Source organism: Spirosoma harenae (assembly GCF_054776975.1).
Genome location: NZ_BAAHBD010000001.1, coordinates 12,377 through 29,384 on the forward strand (window position 1 = coordinate 12,377; position 17,008 = coordinate 29,384).

Below are 17,008 nucleotides of genomic sequence, written 5' to 3' on the forward strand. Positions count from 1 at the left end.
ATAATTATTTCCAATTCACATTTAGTTTACTTTATTATATATATGTAAATATACTATTGCTTTGTTGAGTGTGAAACCTGTAATTGTACTCCCTGTTGCTTCTCTATATCTATATGAAAAAACTAAGTAATGTGTTAGTTATTGAAGATGACGCCTTTATCCGTAAAGTACTGCGCCAGACATTGAAAGATGATTTCGAGGTAACCACAAAAGAAAATGGTATTGAAGGCATATCCTGGCTGGAAGAAGGAAATCCCGTCGATATTATTCTGACGGATATTCAGATGCCCCATATGGATGGAAAAGGCCTGATCAGTATGCTAAGAGCGAGCCCGGTTTTCGGAAAATTACCGATTATCATTCTGTCTTCGTTTGCCGACAGCGACACGCGCATAACCTGCCTGAGGTTAGGGGCTGATGACTACATCATCAAACCATTCAATCCGGTGGAGGTAAAGACAAAAATTTCGACCGTACTGCGCCGGACAGAAACCAGCAAAGTTGAATAGCCAACGCCAGTTCATAAAAACCTGATTTTCCTGATCATGGAGGCAGTACGTAAACCGAGCCAAATCAGTAAGCCGTTTCGAATACTTTTTGTTGATAACGATGATCGGCGTATCAAATCGTTTCAGCGAACATTTCAATCGCAAGTCGACGTGATTGATGTACCAGATGGCTGGTCGGCAATTTCCTATCTGGATGCAAATGATCCAGTTGATCTGATACTATATAATGACAACCTGAATACGCGCGGTTTTATGAATGCCTTTAAAGCAAACATAAGCCGAACCAAAGTACCGATCATTTTATTAACCGATCGCGAGAATATAGATCTATCGTTTCCGCTGTATCAGGGCAGTGTCATTGACGCCTTTCCTTTTGATTATTCAGAGACAGCTTTTCAGATTCGACTGAATTACCTGATTCAGAAACGCAATTACCAACAGGACGGACACGCTGTTCATAAGCCGATGAAGGTTCGTATGCCCATTGGGAAACGACTCTTCGATATCACCCTTTCGGCACTGATTCTGTTGATGATATCTCCGATACTGCTGGTCGTAGCAATCCTGGTGAAACTCGATTCGAAAGGGCCGGTTTTTTATGGCTCCAAGCGCGTTGGCATGGGATTCCGGATCTTTAATATGTACAAATTTCGCACGATGAGCACCGGAGCCGATAAACTATTGGCAGGTATGGCATCGCAGAATATGTATAATAAAGTGGCCGAGAAAAAAGACGAAAATGAGCTCTGCGAAACGTGCCGGATGGCCGGAACCGCTTGTCAACGGCCTCTGTATCTGGACCAAAAGGAAATTTGTGAGATCACCTACCAGCGTGAGCAAAAGGAGAAAGCCATGTTCAGCAAGTTCAAGGAAGATCCTCGCGTAACTCGTTTGGGGAAAATTCTGCGCAATACCAGTATTGATGAATTACCCCAGCTGTACAATATCTTACGGGGTGATATGTCGTTTGTGGGCAACCGTCCCCTACCCTTATATGAAGCCGAAAAACTGACAAATATCGGCTACGCCCGACGGTTTGCGGCTCCGGCTGGTTTGACCGGACTGTGGCAAGTGACCAAGCGCGGGAAGGCGAAAGTTTCCGACCAGGAACGTATTCATCTGGACGTGCTTTACGCCAAACGTTTTTCATTGAAAACGGATCTGGTGATTCTTATAAGAACCCTTAAGGCAGTATGGCAGAAGGAAAACGTCTAGTAACGGAGCCGCTGATTTCGTTGATTACGATCAACTACAAACAAGCGGCAGTCACCTGCGATTTTCTGGAATCGACTAAAACGCTGACGTATCCTCGTTTCGAGATTATTGTTGTCGATAATGGTTCGGAAGATGATGTTGCCGAGCGGATTCAGGATGGTAAGTACCCAAACGTATCGGTCGTAAAGAGTCCCCAAAACCTGGGGTTTTCCGGCGGAAATAATTTAGGGATTCAGCATGCTAAAGGCGATTATCTGTTTCTGCTGAACAACGACACTATTGTTACCCCGAATCTGCTCGAGCAATTACTGCTTCCGTTTTCGGAACATTCAGAGGTTGGTGTTGTCTGCCCCAAAATTCGGTATTACGATAATCCTACCGTTATACAGTACGCGGGCTACCGACCTCTGAATCCGTACACAGGCCAAACCTGGGCGTATGGGCTTAAAGAGAAAGATGAGGGACAATATGACCAACCTGGCCCAACCTGGTTTGCTCACGGAGCGGCTCTGATGCTAGACCGGGCCGTACTGAAACGAGCTGGCTCGCTGGACGATAGCTTTTTTTTGTATTACGAAGAACTGGATTGGTCGATGCGAATCAGGCAGGCGGGTTTTCAGATATATTATCAGCCCGCTGCCTTGATTTTTCACCGCGAATCTATGAGTGTCGGAAAGATGAACCCGATGAAGGTGTATTACCATACGCGCAATCGACTATGGTTCATGCGTCGGAACGTCTCAGGATTTCCTTTACTGATTTTCTGTCTGCATTTCTTTTGTCTAGCTTTGCCCAAAGCGTTATTTAAGTACATGCTGCCCTGGCAACCTGCGTACCTTAAAGCATTAAAAGACGCCCTAATCTGGAATTTGACCCATACTACAAAGCCGCTGGCAACCGCACCTATGCCCGTAGCGATGGCTGGTCATTAACACGAACTGAATGGAAATAGCACTACTCATCTGTATCGTACTGGTACTCTATACCTACCTGGGTTACGGCCTGGTTGTCTGGTTACTGATAAAATTGCGGCCAAACCGAAAGCCGGTGCCGGATATATCGCCGGATTTCACACCCGATGTTACCCTGATTGTACCGGCCTACAACGAGCTGGATTGCTTAGCGAATAAAGTATCAAACTCGTTAGCGCAGGTTTACCCAAGCGAACACCTCCATTTTCTGTTCGTTACGGAAGGCTCCACAGATGGCTCAGACAACTGGCTACGTACGAATTATGGCGATTCAGTTGATGTTCTTGGCGGAACCGAACGACGGGGAAAAGTGGCGGCAATGAACCGCGCCATGCAGCAAATTAAAACCCCCATCGTCATTTTTACCGATGCCAATACCCAACTAAATCTGGATGCCGTACGGAATATTGTTCGCCATTTTCGGGACCCTGAAGTTGGCGCTGTAGCCGGTGAAAAACGGATTTTAACGGACGAAAGCGAATCGGCTGCCGGTTCAGGAGAAGGCCTATACTGGAAATATGAATCGCAACTAAAGAAGTGGGACGCTGAATTACACACGATTGTCGGAGCCGCCGGAGAATTGTTCGCCGTTCGGACAGAACTGTTCGAAGTGTTATCGCCCGATACTATTCTTGACGATTTCATGATATCGCTTCTGATTGCCGGACGAGGCTATCGGGTTGCCTATGAACCGGATGCCTACGCACTGGAACGCCCGTCGTTCTCCATTCTCGACGAGCAAAAACGAAAGATACGTATTGCTGCGGGCGGCTTTCAGTCGATTGTATGGCTTAAAGAGTTGTTAAATCCCTTTCGTCATGGGGTGCTTACCTTCGAATATGTTTCGCACCGGGTGATGCGTTGGGCTGTGACTCCGCTTTGTCTGCCGGTAATTTTACTGCTGAATGCCGGTTTAGTAGCCAAACACGGTTGGAATTCAGCCTGGGGATTGCTTATGGTCGGGCAGATTCTATTCTATGGAGCTTCCTGGATTGGTTATATGCTCGAGAAACGTCAGCTCCGTTGGAAGTTACTGTTTGTACCGTTCTATTTCACGTTTATGAATGTATGCGCGCTTGCCGGTCTCAATCGCTATTTACGTGGAAATCAATCCGGTACCTGGGAAAAAGTCCGTCGCGCTAACGCCGTTGATGCCATGACGTAATTAATGTTATCAGATAAATGAAAAACCCGCGTCGATTTGATGCGGGTTTTCGTTTTATAGACTATGCAATCAACGTGAAAATAGATTGGCGATTCACTTTTTTTGAGATCCTTCCCTACGGTCAGGATGACAAAAAATAAGACATAAATAGTTGATAGTTAATTACTACTTTCAATCCCGTGAGGAGTATGTATAAAGGTATGGCGAGCTTGTTTTACTTTGAAAATAGAGCGGACAAACCGAACGAATAACACGACGATACCCATCAATTCGGTAACGCCTATTTTTTTGAGTAACCATCCCGGCGTCGCGATGTAGAAAGTAATGATAGCCAATCCCACCTGAGCGCCCATAACGATTGGCCAGTACTCTTCTCCCGATAAAAAGCTGAGCGCAAAGCCAATCAATAAAACACCCAATAGCAGAATCCGAGGCAACAACATGGCCTGAAATACTTTGTTGGCATAGTCGATATTACCTCGGAACAATTCGCTTAAACCTGGCAAAAAATTCGTTCGTAATACCCGCAGTTGAGCGGCCATCCATCGGGTACGCTGCCGCTCAAACACGGCTTCATTCTGTACTTTTTCATCGTAGATGATCGCTGATTCAGCGTACTCTACCGGAATTCGTTGTTTCAATAATACCATTTCAGACTCTTTATCGAAACCACTCACCACTTGAACTTTCGGTATCAGTTCTTTAAATAGCTGATACTCAAACGCCATACCGGAACCGATTAACGTAGCCGACATACCCAATGCCCGTTGTCCTTTTCGCAACAGGTAGTTGTTCATCTCTTCACTAACTGCGTCGAGAATGGCTACGCTGGTGTTCGTATTTTTTGCCGTCCGATGGCCCTGAACGGCTTTCCAGCCATGTCGGAAAGGATGGCTTAGTTCCGTTAAGCAATTGGGGTCCATCACATTATCCGCATCCAGAACCACCGCGACGTCATACGTATCTGGCAAAGTATCTATAGCCTTCTGAAGCGCTTTGGCCTTTGTCGATACCTCAAACGATACTTCAATCACCAGAATTGGCAAACTGCGTAGTTTCTCAACAGTATCTGGCCGAAGCGAATCCGCAATGACGACCACATCATAGCGCGATGATGGATAATTCTGGGCCAGGCTAGCCTCGGCAGCTTCTATGATCACTGCATCTTCGCGGTAGGATGGCAGCAAGACGACCATCTTCGGGTCTTGCGCTGACTTCTGATTAGCTTCCTTATTCCTGCTCAACAAGCCAGCAAATGCGGCCAGACTTATGTACAAAACATTGATGCCCGTATACGCAGCGATCAGCATAGCGAGGGCGTTTACAAAAATCATAGGGTAGACAATTAAGTGGATTACGTACGGCTTTTATTGGGTGAGAGCAAGGCAAGTTTTTAAAATCCTATAAGCGATAACGATTTCATAAACTTTATATCATAAACCGAGAAAACCAATTATATTAAGTAAAAGGTATTACGCAATTATAGAATTTCATTCACTATAAAGTTACCGTTTTTAATAATAGTAAAATAATTTGATACCGTTTTTAGCCAATTAAATGTAAATTTACCCAACACAGGCCTGCTAAGTTATCCGTATCCACCATGCAACTCAGTTCAGTAGTATCCTCTGTAAAAGCTCTGCTTCGTAAGAATGCTGTTGTGTCTTTACTTGGCAATGGCAGTTCAATGCTGTTGGGGCTTCTAACATTTACATTACTTGCCCGATGGTTAACAAAGGCTGATTTTGGCGAATGGAGCCTGTTGTTAACCTCATTTATTTTATTCGACACCGTACGTACAGGGCTGATACTAAACGCTTTAATCCAACAAGCGTCGCACTGCGAAAGCGAGAATGAATTAGGTAAGTGGGCTGGTGCGGCCTGGCAGGTTAGTGGCGCCTTTACGGGACTCTGCGGGTTTTTACTGGTTAGTATCGTCCTGATAAGTCAGTGGTTGTTTGGCCCTATTATGAAGGTTGATTCACTACTCTGGCTTGTTTTAGTAGGAATTGTTTCCTTGCCGATTTCAGTGGCTAGTTGGTTGTTACAAACCCAATCCCGCTTTGGGGTTCTTCAATGGTCAAAACTAATTCAACCTTTGGTTTTCCTGGTCCTTCTAATCCTGATTTACCTAAATAATCTCTTAACTATCAAGACGATAGGACTAGCTTACCTGGCGTCGATGGGGATTAGTAGCGTGGTCGCTATTATGCTGGGCTGGGCATTTTTATCGAGTTTCCTTACGGGAACGACCCACGAGCGGCAACCGCTGCTGAATTATGGCAAATATAGCATTGGCGCTCTGCTATGCTCTAATTTACTACGCAGCTCCGACATATACCTCATCCGGATTTTTCTGGGAATGGACGCGGTTGCCTTGTACTCTGTCCCCCAACGATTAATTCAGTTACTCGAAATGCCAATCAGGAGTATAGTCGTAACATCTATACCCCAAATGGTAAAGTTACATCGCAACAATCAGCCAGAATTATTGGCCGATTTCTTCCGAAAAAACGCTGGTGGTCTTTGGATCGCCCTTTTACCCGTTTCGCTTTTGTGCATGATTTTCGCCGAACCGCTCGTAACGGCCTTGGGTGGAAGCCAATATCAGGATGCGGCTATCATCTTTCGGATGTTTATGATTTACAGCGCGTTGATCCCGCTTGATCGCTATGTAGGTGTCTTACTGGATTCGATTGGCGTACCGAAAGCAAACATGACAAAAATTGCCATTATGCTGGTTATCAATATCATAGGTGATCTTATTGCTCTACAATTCTTCCAATCTGTAACGGCTGTTGCTTTTGTGTCGATCTTTACATTTGGTAGTGGAGTGATTCTCGGTTTTTATATGATCGGCAAACGCTTGCCTATTACCGGCTGGCAAGTTATTCGGGAAGGGCATAAGGGGTTGTTCGTACTCTATAGTAAGCTGGCCCGCTCGTAAGTCCAATTAATGCGATATCTTGCCGATTCAAAGCAGCAGAGTACAGACCAAAAACACAACGTTATGTCATTGAAATCTGAAGAGGATTTGATTGGTATGCAGCAGATTAGCCAAGTTGTCGGCTTAACCCTGAAACGCATGCAAGAGTATGCCCGGCCGGGGATGTCGACGTTTGAGTTGGACCAATATGGCCGACAACTGCTGGAACAACATGGTGCACGTTCGGCCCCCAAACTCGCCTATGGTTTTCCGGGCTGGACTTGTATCAGTATAAACGAGGAAGTCTGTCACGGCATTCCTTCGCCGAAACGGATTCTCCAGGAAGGGGATTTAGTCAACATCGATGTATCAGCTGAACTGAATGGCTATTGGTCAGATAATGGAGGATCGTTTATCCTGGGGCAGGATATTCATCAGCATAGTGAGCTAGTAGAAGCCTCAAAGCGAATTCTGGCCAAAGCCATTCGTCATATCCGAGGGGGTGTCCAAATCGCGGAAATTGGGCGCTTGATCGAAACAGAAGCCAAACGAAGTGGGTATCGAGTCATTAAGAATCTGGCTGGGCATGGAATAGGCCGGAGCCTGCATGAAGAACCGCATGAGATACTCTGTTATTATGATCGATCCAATAAAGCGCGTTTTCGCAAACATTCGGTTGTAGCCATCGAGACGTTTTTATCCACCAAAGCCACGTATGCGCAAGAGAAAGGTGACGGGTGGACCTTAATTGCCAGAGATAGTTTTGCCGTACAGCACGAACAAACGATTGTTGTTACTGATGGTCAACCTATCATTCTGACCGCTGCGAATCAACTATGGAACTAAGATCCTGGTGAGCGAATCAGTGCATGTAATCACTTATAGCTTCTAACTCTTTATTAATCATGAAAAATAGCTATTTAGGCCTTCTTACACTTGGCCTCTTCTGTGTACTTATTATTGCTGCAACAGGTAATTACTTATTTGCTTATCCTGCTGATTTTTTCTTTTTGGCCGCAGGTCTATCTTATCGTCGGCAAAGACGATTAACAAGCAAATAAACCATTTTAGGTAAAAGCAAGATTACAAGATTAACAATGAATTGGTTTAGCTCCTTTTCGTATATGCATTTGTAAAAAGTATAATTGGCTTCATTAAATAGTAAGCTATTCCAAATTAATCTTTTGTAAAGTGCCCGAATCGTTTTTTCAGCTTAAGAAAATAGCTTTCCAGATAGGAATACGATAAAGAAGCTAATACAAATGTGAGAGCAAAGGTGACAGTATAAATAAAAAGATTGGTGAGAATTTTATTCTGCCCCTGGCCATATAAGGACACAAGATAAAGTGTGAACATTACCGGAAACTTGTGCAGCAAATAAATTCCGTATGAAATTTTACCCAGTTGCGCCAACGGTTTAGTCTGTAGCGAAATCAGGCTGGATTTTGTTTCGCAGATGTTCACGATAATAATGCCCGCCAGGATAGAAATAAGCTCATAGTTGACGGAACTATTTTTAAAGATAATCAGGAGAATATACGATACCATTCCAACCAAAGCGACTATTTGAACCTCCTTTCTAAATAAAAGCTGTTGAACGTTTTTCAATCCTAGACTATAAGTGGATCGATCGAAAAATAACAACGCAAACATGGCCCCCATCAGCATGCTATCGAAGCGGGATTTGAACAGAAATTCCCACCATTCAGGGCCCAATTTGCCCGTATTTTTGAGATAACTAAATACCGTACGGACTGCAATCAACACCACAATAGCTACTATAATAACAGCAAACAGCGTTTTCATCCGTTTAATGCGTAGCAAATGAGGCTGAAAAACATAGAATTGCTCTTCAACGCCAATTGACCAGACTGGATCGATAACGGCTGGTAATAATTTGAGAATAAAAGCCAGGTTAGGCAGGAAAAAGATGGATAGCCATAAACCCGCTGAATGTTCGAAGCCTGGGTAAATAAAATAACCAATTAAGAGTACGAGAAAATAAAGTGGCCAAATTCGTAGAACCCGGCGAATGTAGAAATCTTTATAATTGATTTTCTGAAAGCTTTGTCGTTCTTCAAGTAGTAAATACGTAATTAAAAAACCACTCAATACAAAAAATATGCACACGCCTATTTTTCCTAGGTTAAGAAAATTGGCACTTTCGAGCCGCTCAATATTGAACATTGACTTGTGTAGTTCAATGTGCGAAATAACGACTAAAGAAGCCGCGATGGCACGTACCCCATCCAGATTTGGAAAGAATATTTTTTTTGCCTTTGGCTCTTTTTGTACTGTTGGAGTAATTATGGTTTCCATAAAGCAATCGCTTATGTTTTATAAATAAATTCCCGGAACCAATTATCAAAATACTGCTACTATTAATCAAGAATTTCGGCAAGAATCGTTTCGAATTCTACCGCCCGATTATCCCATGAATTTTGGTAGGCCCTTTGTTGGCGTTTCCGTTGAGCATCGACCGAATCGGTTTCAAAAGCAGCTTGAACTGCCTGAATAAAATCCGGAATCGATTTAGCCGTAGAGACGACCGATTTAAATTCTTCAAGTGGCGCAAAATCTGTACTGACTACGGGTAACCCGGCCGCTAGATATTCATTGATTTTCATCGGGTAAATAGCCGCCGTTTGGGCATTCCTAACAAACGGAATGAGGCCGATGTGGAAACTCTTTAATAAGTCTGGTAAAGCCGAAGGCGGTTGTGCACCAATCAATTCCACATTCGGAAGGCTACGTAATTCAGCAAGATTTTGATCTACAGAGGGTTTGTCGGCCACTGAACGGCCTACTAGCACTAATTTGGCGTTGGGAAAATGCCGGGCAATGGCTTGTAGAAGGCTATAATCTAACCGGCTGTCAATAGTGCCAATGTAGCCAATGGTTGGCGGCAGCGTTGATTTAGCCGTGTTATCCAGATAACCAGCCGCAAAGGCTGAATAATCGACGCCATTCTGAACCAGAAAACTCTGTTTTGTCCACGGGGCTTTGTGCTGGGCCAGCCCCACCGATGAAGTTATCGTGGCATCTACGCGACCCAAAAACTGCTGCTCGACACGTGCGCCATGATTTTTTGCCCAGGCACATTCACTAATTTCGTCGTAGCAGTAATACACAGTGCGTTGTTCATCCAGCTCTCCAACTAAATAATTGCCGTAAAATGGATTGAACGCGTTGATTACAACGGGTTTTGAAAAGCCCAGTTGCTTCATGGCCCGGCGGATGCTCCGCTGGATAATCCAGGCGTTTAGCCGCTGAATCCGGTCATACCAGGTAGGATTAGACACGAAATTTACGGGTACAACGGGTGGAGGAGTCAGAACATAGATTGACTTATCGGCCTGAAGTTGTATGTTTCGCAACCGGGGTTGTAGGCCAAGCATTCGTTTAACAGGCGCTTTTGCTTTATTTAGTAAGCTGAATAGCAGATCTTTATACGTATATTGGTAATCTACATAGAGAATTCTGTGACGCTGGGCCATGCGTTTCATAATCTCTACCGTACTTTTTACATAGTTTCCTTCCCAGGCAGGAAAGGCAACGCAAACCAGATCTAAGCCCATATATCCTATTAGTATTCAGGTTCGAGCCTGGATTTTGGTTGCTGATAATAGTCGCCGTTTTTGTCGGATAGCTTCCCGACCATATCCTCCAGCTCATCGTACTCTACTTTATTGAGAATCAGTCCGGCTGGATGTGTAATACCACTCAGATAAAGGCTAAGTACATATTTATCCACGGGCTGCCATTGACTCGTTGCGTCAGCCACTACCAATGTTAAATCGGCCTGTCTGACAAGGGCTGACGGCGCCCAGGTGTAGAGCAAAGGAGAAAGTTCTTTAATAACATACTGAGGTCGTTCGGCGATTGAAAAGCGGTCAAATGCCTGCTCTAGCTTATCAATTACATAACTTTTCCCAACCCCTCTGCGAACACTTACCACTAGAATCAGGATAGGTCGGTTGGTTACGTTAGCCGTAAGGAGCGCCATTTTGACCAGACACTGATTGAGTGCAATGGCTTCAACGTGGTTAAATTCTTTCGGCACACTCCGTTTGCGTCGCATCGGCAAAACCCCGGCAAAAGGCACGTTGATTTGCTTGATCGCACGCGCCGGAGTTTTCAACGTCTGATCAAAATACTCCTTCCCGATAATGAAGGCAACGATCAGTAGGAAGCCCGCTACGAATGAGCCGATAACCAGAATAATTCGTTTGGACGGTTCGGGTGTGCCAGGATACGTAGGCGGATCGACAATTTTTAAATTACTCGACATCAGCATGTTTTGCTCCCGAAGTTTGCTGACACTCAAGCCATGAAGAATCTCCAGGTATTCGCGTTCGGCCACGCTGATCGCTCGTTCCAACTTCCCTATTTTCGATCCTAATGGCGCGAACCGCCGGTAGAAATCATCGTAATTTTGCTGAATATCGTAGTAGCTGAGTAGACGAGCCTCACTCTGATCGACATTCATAAACGTTTGCGTCCATTCATCAAAAAGCATTTTGGAGGGCAGGCCTTGCACTGAATTGTTAATATCATACAGCCCTGCAATACTGTTTTTGGCTTGTTGTTCAAGCTGCCGAATTCGATCTTTGAGTTGCTGCTTTTGCGAGGAGGAAGCATCAGCCTTCATCTCCACCACAGACAGACGGGTGTTCAAAACGGCCAGCGAATCGCGGATTTTCGTCAATTCTTCCGATTTAAGTGCGATGTCCTGACGAATACTTAGTTTTTTTTCCAGATCCTTCAAGGCAGCTTTATTAGCTGCCAGGTTCGACTTCTCTTTGTCAATATCATAGCTAAAGTCTTTATCCCGGATCGTAAAGCTCTTCGTTTGCTCGTAGTAGTTAATGATCCGATTGTCTCGGGAAAAATCAGTTAGATTATTTTCGGCACCCGATAACTTAGCGGAAGCTTTTTTGAGCTGTTCGGTAAAATACTCAACAACATTACCCGTTTCGTCTACCTTCATTTCGCGGTAACGCTTCATAAATACGGACGAAACCACCTCAATCGTTTCTTTCACCACAGACGGGTCATCGGCCATATAGGTAAGCCGGATCATATCGCTGGTCCCTTCCCGTGTTACGGTCAGTTTCGACAGAATTCCCTGGACACCATAAATCGAGTTTTTATTGTTCAGCAGTTTTTCGCCAATGACGTTTTTAGGTATCTGAGCGTATTGATAAATACGCTGCACCGTGTTTTCCAGCGAGTTAGGATCAACAACCTGCTTAATTACCGACTCTGGTACAATTTCGCGAAGCCGCTTGAACGTTCCGGCAGTAGCTACGCCCGGCGTAGGCTGGGAAATCATCAAATGGTGCGCCAACAACCTGATACCCACTTCCTCAATAGTGGTTCGGGCTTTGATGGTGTTAATCAGATTGTCGAAAGCATTACTGATCGAGACAAAGTCCCGACGACTTTCTGTTTCAATGGAATAGCCAGACGCCAGCCCCGTATAAATCACGGTACTGGTGGTATAGTAGCGTTGTTCTAGCTTCGTTAAGTAGAAAACGGCACTGGCTAGCGCCGTTGGAAACAGGATTAATACCCATTTATAAGCCCACAAAAGGCGTGTGAATTTAGTAAAGCTCATCAGGTTCTGGGGAGTAAATCATAACCAGTCAACACTTCCAGGATTCTCAGATTCTCGTAAAAAGCCTGTTTGGCCGTTTCATATTCAGAGTCAGCAAACGTTGAGATTTGAACAATTCGAGCCAACTCTGTAATAGAAATATTCCCCTTCGAAAAATCAGTTTCAGCCATCTGTCGACTCAGCCGATTGACCTGCTTTAATTCTTCTTTGATATGAAGCATTGCCCAGGCAGCCTGAGCGGCATAATATTTCGTGATAACGATCGATTCAACATCCTGAGTAGCGTAGCCAACCCGATGCTTAGCGGCTTCATACTCAGCCTCAGCCATTTTAACCAGGTTTTTCCGACCCAGAATGTTGTACAGGGAAAGACGCACGTTTAAGTTCGCCCGATAACCATTGTTGTAATTGGAAAACGATTCCAGCGAACCCGTGGCCTGTTGAATCAGTAAGGCCTGATTTCCCAAACCCAATTGCAGGTCGATAGCCACGCCGTCTAACCAAAACTGTTTTTGGTTTTTTACATAACTGGCTCCTCGATCCGTCATAGCCTCCTGTAATTTAATCGATGACGAATGGTTGCGCGCCAGCGCCAGGATCGTATCGAGCGGAGGTAAGGACCACTGCGCAATCTTTGTCGATGCGGTAGACTGCGGTATAGTTTGGGCATTTACACGAATGATGAGTAGGATCAGCAACAACCCTACACTCATTAATTTAGATGCCAGACGATGATAATGCATAGGCTTCTGGCTGAGTAAAAGAACGCTTGGTAATTTCATTATGACGGCGGGAGAATAAATACAAGTAGCTGACGCTTAAATAAATAATAATACCTGTTGGCAATTGACCAAACACTTGATTGCCATAGCTGGCCACAACAATTCCCACTATTCCAGTATAGAGGGCGATCATTTTTTGCCGCATGGTGCCCTGAGGCATTTTCCAGATGTTGATAAAGAAATAAACCAACCAGAAACCGATCATAAACAGGTGAAGCGACAGGCCAATAATGCCCGTTTGCGCCCATATTTTTACGTACCAACTGTCTGTAGGTGTCTGAGCCAGTACGGTATTCGGACTGAACCGCAGGCCCCAATAACCCGCCGAACCAATTCCTCCCCCAATTGGACGAGACGCCAGGTATAATCGAAGTTTTTTCTGATTTTCGAGCCGTACCAGCAGCGATGGATCATTGGGGTCCAGAGCACTGCGCATCCGCTGAACCTGGTAATTTCCTTGTCCTATATAGGTGAATTTTAAGGTACCCAGCACCAGGACAGCCATGAGTCCGCCCAATAGCAGCACTTTTACATTGCGGGTTAGAAGAAGGTAAAAAGCGCCCCCCGCTATTGGAACAAAAAGCGCCCCCCGTGTCCCCGAAATAATCATACCATAAAAGCACAGAAGCGAAACAATTCCAGAACAAAGACGGGTTTTTCGCTCAAATGGTCCAAGTGCTAAAATCATGGCGGTCAACCCAGCGTGGCCCATGGCGGCACCAAACTGTCCGGCATCTGAATAAAACGAAAACACACGTAACTGACCATGCAGGATGTGCGTTTTTGCATTGCCTGCATTGAGCCAGGCTTTTTCTGCCGAATCCAACCCAAGATAGAGTTGGCGCATACCGTGCAGGACACCGACCACCGAAAACGAGAACCAGATCTTAAAAAACCGATTCATATCCTTTTCAGTGTTGATCACTTCCAGCCCCAAAATGACCACTAACACCATATAAAGTGCCACAGCCCGGACGTCGTAAAACCAGGCGGCCAAACTACGAGCTTCGGGGTTCGCTATTTCCAATAGACAGAAGCCAAACCAGGCGTAAATGACCAGCAGCACCGGATTCTGACGGAGGTTTGGCCACTGTCGGCTCTCAAATCGCCGAAAAAATTCGCATAATAAATTAATTACCAGCAGAATATCGACAGACAAACTGAGTGGACCAGGAATGTAGCGAGGTAGACCAATGGAGATAAACGAAATAATGAAGGCCGAATAAATACCCACTGATCGAAACCGAATCAGGATAGCCAGACAAGCAATCGCAATTGGTATAGCAATGATAGCTCCCAAAGCGACCAGTTGCCATAGGTATATGATTATCGCTAAAACAACCAGGAGAAAAGCCAGTAATAAACTAACAAACAGTTGTCTAGTTATTAGCATCATGTGTGGCTGTCAATCTAAAATAAAAAAGAAGTTATGTCTTATGGGATATCAATAAACTCTTATGGGGTATATGCAGATTTCTCCAGTTATATATATACAAATATAATACCATTAATTTACACATTTAACTTTATGTTACTGTACTATATTTAAAATAAACAGCATATATTAGTGATAAAGCATATATATATTAAACGGTAGTTTAGAGTATCTTTGTAACATCTTTAACAACAGAGGTTTTTGCCGTATAATAGATATTTGACTGGTGTATTGGTGAGAACACAGAGTGGTGACTAACTAATTTCTTAAACAGAAACGCACGATTTTTACCATGAAAATAGCTCTACTAGTACTGATTCAGCTTGTTACTACTCTGCGGCTAATTGCCTGCGACTGTGATCTCACTATTACGAAAAGTGGTATTTATAAAGCACAGCAATACCCAATTCAACCTGGCCAAACGATATGCATCCAGGCTGGAAATTATACCTACCTGCGATTTATGGATATGCAGGGTTCGCCAACTTCGCCCATTAAGATTATTAACTGCGGAGGGCAGGTAACTGTCGGTGATCCAGCTAATTATGGTGGTATTCAATTTTACAATTGCCGGTATTTTAAATTGACAGGTTCGGGTGATGCGCAGGTTCCGTACGGTTTCCTGATCAATCAGTCAGGTGGTGGCTCCGGATTGGCTATAACTAATAAAAGTTCAGATAGCGAAGTGGAGCAGGTAGAAATCATGAATATGTCGTTTGCGGGCATTATGGCCAAGACCGACCCTACCTGCGATCCCTCTACCCAACGGGGCGGCTTCACGATGTATAATGTCAGTATTCACGATAATTATATCCACGATACGTACGGCGAAGGAATTTACGTTGGCAATTCCTTCTGGAGTGCGGGCATGAACAAGACCTGCGATGGGGTAACGCAGGTAATTTATCCGCACGATGTGATTGGACTTCAAATTTATAATAATCTCATTGAGCGGTCTGGCGCAGAAGGCATTCAGTACGGATGTTCGCCGGGGGCGGTAGTACATCATAACGTCGTCCGGAATCCAGGAATTTCCCCTTTTTCCACGTTTCAGGATAATGGGATTCAGATTGGCGAGGGGTCTGGAGGGCTGTTCTATGGAAATATTATTACGAATGCTGCCAGTGCCGGGCTAATTATTGTAGGCCATAACGGCAATTTAAGCGTCTATAATAACGTAATCGCCAACTCGGGATCGAATGGCATCTTCTGTGACAATCGACCGGGTTCTTCAGTCAATACGTTTGCAACTTTTCTACAAAATACCATTGTTACGACGGGCAAAGAAGGTATTAAGCTGTACAACGAAAACAATATCAACACTATCGCCAATAATATTCTGGTCAACATCTGGCAGAATCGGTACACCGCTTTCGGGCAGGGTGCCACGGCAACTCAGAGTAATAACTTTACCAATTTATCGATCGCAACGGCGCAGTTTGTGGATGCGGCTAATCTGAATTTCCAACTGACAGCATCGTCTCCGGCTGTCAACGCAGGCATGAATCTTTCGTCGTTCGGGGTTATCGATGATCTACTTGGCGCTGGCCGTCCGGCTGGAAATGCGTATGACATTGGGGCTTATGAGTATACTGAATCCGGTGCCCGGAAAGCCTTTTCGGCTGAAAACATACCATCAAAACTGTTAGTGTACCCTTCTCCTGTCCGGAGCGATCTAACCGTTCAACTGCCGACAGAAGCACTCGTTAAAGAGCTTTTGGTATATGATGCCAGTGGCCGTTTAATGGTTCGTTACACCTATCCATTGTTGCTGGCATCGGTTCTGTCGCACGATATGACCAACCTATCCGTTGGCACGTATATGCTCCGGGTTGAATTGGCCGATCAGCATGTTTATACAACTCGGTTCACGAAGATGTAAAAAATCATGGTGTCGGGTTAAGACCAGCTACGGCCGACCGACACCATGACAACTTCCTTATAGTCAGAAATTTAGTTTACGACTTATCACTGGCTTACTGGCTAACCAGTTTTGTCATTTCTTCCCGAATCAGGGGAATAGCCAGATCAAGCCCTGCTCTAAACTGATACCAACTGGCTCCGATTTCCTCAGTACTGATCCCTTTTTTGGCTTGTGTTTCTATGCTTCTTAGTTTGTTCTCAAGCGCCGTTAAGCCGACCATACCTACTAAAGGAATCATTTTATGGGCTCCTTTTGCTACCTCCAGCCAGTGTTGTTGCGCGATTTGGGCCTCTATTTCCTGGAAATCAGGAAGCTCGGCCTCAAGAAACAGTTCAAAAAGGCTGGCAATCTGTTCATTATCACCGTCATATAAATCATTAAGTCGGTCGTAATCAATAGCGTGTAAATCGATGGGGTCAAAAGTTGCCATAAGGCTTATATCCTTGGTTAATTTGGGTTAA

The 17,008-nt window shown here is 44.6% G+C and carries 14 protein-coding genes; 7 read left to right on the forward strand and 7 right to left on the reverse strand.

Going from position 1 to position 17,008, the window contains the following annotated elements; genetic code table 11:
• Positions 1-113 precede the first annotated feature (113 nt).
• The 4 genes from ACYVE4_RS00040 to ACYVE4_RS00055 are packed head-to-tail and all read left to right on the forward strand — an operon-like array spanning position 114 to position 3,860.
• Positions 114-509, forward strand: a complete 396-nt coding sequence (locus tag ACYVE4_RS00040; RefSeq protein WP_460994721.1) for a response regulator — start codon at positions 114-116, stop codon at positions 507-509.
• A 36-nt stretch (positions 510-545) separates the two neighbouring features.
• Entirely contained in the window at positions 546-1,724 is a 1,179-nt protein-coding gene (locus ACYVE4_RS00045; protein WP_460994722.1) for a sugar transferase, read from the forward strand.
• Positions 1,703-2,656 (forward strand): glycosyltransferase family 2 protein, encoded by a 954-nt coding sequence (locus ACYVE4_RS00050; protein WP_460994723.1) that lies wholly within the window; start codon positions 1,703-1,705, stop codon positions 2,654-2,656. The genes ACYVE4_RS00045 and ACYVE4_RS00050 overlap by 22 nt, the downstream gene beginning before the upstream one ends.
• A gap of 10 nt (positions 2,657-2,666) precedes the next feature.
• Positions 2,667-3,860 carry a glycosyltransferase family 2 protein gene (locus tag ACYVE4_RS00055; protein ID WP_460994724.1) on the forward strand — a complete coding sequence of 398 codons (1,194 nt, stop codon included), beginning with the start codon at positions 2,667-2,669 and terminating at the stop codon, positions 3,858-3,860.
• Positions 3,861-4,018: 158 nt separating this feature from the next.
• On the opposite strand, the gene ACYVE4_RS00060 is transcribed toward ACYVE4_RS00055, so the two are convergent.
• Positions 4,019-5,194 (reverse strand): glycosyltransferase family 2 protein, encoded by a 1,176-nt coding sequence (locus tag ACYVE4_RS00060; protein ID WP_460994725.1) that lies wholly within the window; start codon positions 5,192-5,194, stop codon positions 4,019-4,021.
• Between the two features lie 269 nt (positions 5,195-5,463).
• On the opposite strand from ACYVE4_RS00060, the gene ACYVE4_RS00065 reads away from it, so the two are divergent.
• Both ACYVE4_RS00065 and map read left to right on the forward strand, forming a co-directional pair.
• Entirely contained in the window at positions 5,464-6,807 is a 1,344-nt protein-coding gene (locus tag ACYVE4_RS00065) for a lipopolysaccharide biosynthesis protein (RefSeq protein ID WP_460994726.1), read from the forward strand.
• 63 nt (positions 6,808-6,870) lie between these two features.
• Positions 6,871-7,632: a type I methionyl aminopeptidase gene (gene map, locus ACYVE4_RS00070; RefSeq protein ID WP_460994727.1), complete on the forward strand. Its 762-nt coding sequence runs from the start codon at positions 6,871-6,873 to the stop codon at positions 7,630-7,632.
• 330 nt (positions 7,633-7,962) lie between these two features.
• Here the strand turns inward: map and ACYVE4_RS00075 are convergent, their stop codons facing one another.
• From ACYVE4_RS00075 to ACYVE4_RS00095, 5 genes are all read right to left on the reverse strand, one after another.
• On the reverse strand, positions 7,963-9,105 hold the full coding sequence (locus tag ACYVE4_RS00075) for an acyltransferase family protein (protein WP_460994728.1): 1,143 nt from the start codon (positions 9,103-9,105) through the stop codon (positions 7,963-7,965).
• A gap of 62 nt (positions 9,106-9,167) precedes the next feature.
• Positions 9,168-10,364 carry a glycosyltransferase gene (locus ACYVE4_RS00080; protein ID WP_460994729.1) on the reverse strand — a complete coding sequence of 399 codons (1,197 nt, stop codon included), beginning with the start codon at positions 10,362-10,364 and terminating at the stop codon, positions 9,168-9,170.
• An 8-nt stretch (positions 10,365-10,372) separates the two neighbouring features.
• Positions 10,373-12,406, reverse strand: coding sequence for a GumC family protein (locus tag ACYVE4_RS00085; RefSeq protein WP_460994730.1), 2,034 nt, complete (start codon positions 12,404-12,406; stop codon positions 10,373-10,375).
• Complete coding sequence (locus tag ACYVE4_RS00090; protein WP_460994731.1) at positions 12,406-13,149, reverse strand: TolC family protein; 744 nt, start codon at positions 13,147-13,149, stop codon at positions 12,406-12,408. Before ACYVE4_RS00090 ends, ACYVE4_RS00085 begins: the two co-directional genes overlap by 1 nt.
• The gene (locus ACYVE4_RS00095; RefSeq protein ID WP_460994732.1) at positions 13,124-14,584 is read right to left on the reverse strand and encodes an O-antigen ligase family protein; all 1,461 of its coding nucleotides are present in this window, start codon (positions 14,582-14,584) and stop codon (positions 13,124-13,126) included. Before ACYVE4_RS00095 ends, ACYVE4_RS00090 begins: the two co-directional genes overlap by 26 nt.
• Positions 14,585-14,915: 331 nt before the next feature.
• Here ACYVE4_RS00095 and ACYVE4_RS00100 point away from each other — a divergent pair, with 331 nt between their 5' ends.
• Complete coding sequence (locus tag ACYVE4_RS00100; protein WP_460994733.1) at positions 14,916-16,505, forward strand: right-handed parallel beta-helix repeat-containing protein; 1,590 nt, start codon at positions 14,916-14,918, stop codon at positions 16,503-16,505.
• A 94-nt stretch (positions 16,506-16,599) separates the two neighbouring features.
• Here the strand turns inward: ACYVE4_RS00100 and ACYVE4_RS00105 are convergent, their stop codons facing one another.
• Positions 16,600-16,977 (reverse strand): Hpt domain-containing protein, encoded by a 378-nt coding sequence (locus tag ACYVE4_RS00105; protein WP_460994734.1) that lies wholly within the window; start codon positions 16,975-16,977, stop codon positions 16,600-16,602.
• Positions 16,978-17,008: the final 31 nt, after the last annotated feature.